Annotated in this window: 1 protein-coding gene; it reads left to right on the forward strand. The window is 69.9% G+C overall.

What is annotated here, in order from left to right:
• Window positions 1–76 precede the first annotated feature (76 nt).
• On the forward strand, window positions 77–831 hold a 755-nt coding region (locus J1M43_RS16050), incomplete at its 3' end, for a cytidylyltransferase domain-containing protein (RefSeq protein ID WP_206477462.1).

Here is an 831-nt window from a genome sequence, read left to right on the forward strand (position 1 = left end):
GGGCCGAGGAGATCCGGTTGACGATCAAGGGTGCGCGCCGCCGCGCCGCACGGGTATGGAAGGTGGCGCGCGGGCTATGACCTCATCACAAGAAGTGCCGACCCTTCGACAAGCTCAGGGACCGTCTCCGGCTGAGGGATCGTCTCCAGCTCAGGGATCGTCTCCGGCTGAGGGACCGTCTCCGGCTCAGGGATCGTCTCCGGCTCAGGGTTCGTCTCCGGCTGAGGGATCGTCTCCGGCTGAGGGTTCGTCTCCGGCCGAGGGACCGATTCGCCACGAGGCCCGATCGCTGAGCCTGTCGAAGCGGGAGGAACCCTTCGGCGGCCTCACCGTCGCGGTCATCCCGGCGCGCGGCGGATCGAAGGGAGTTCCGCGCAAGAACCTCCGCCGCGTCGGCGGCATCCCGCTCATCCAGCGCGCAGCGCGGGCGGCTGCAGCCGCCGAGCTGGTCGACCTGGTCGTGGTCTCGACCGACGACGACGAGATCGCCGAACTCAGCATCGCGGCAGGGGCGCGCGTCATCCGCCGTCCTGCCGAGATCTCGGGCGACACCGCGTCATCCGAGAGTGCCGTGCTGCACGTGCTCGACGCGCTGGAAGACGCGGGCGAGCTGGTGGATGTCGTCGTCTTCATCCAGGCGACGTCGCCGTTCATCCCCAGTGACCGCATCGACGTCGCAGTCGACGGGGTGCGCTCGGGCCGATACGACAGCATGTTCTCGGCGTACGAGACGTACGGCTTCCTCTGGCGGCGTGCCGGCTCCGCCGGCGCCGGCTCCGGCTCCGGCGGCGACGGCGACGGCGACGCTGCCGCTGAGGCGATCAACCACGA

It is taken from the genome of Microbacterium sp. KRD172, from assembly GCF_017168295.1.
GTDB classification, from domain to species: domain Bacteria; phylum Actinomycetota; class Actinomycetes; order Actinomycetales; family Microbacteriaceae; genus Microbacterium; species Microbacterium profundi.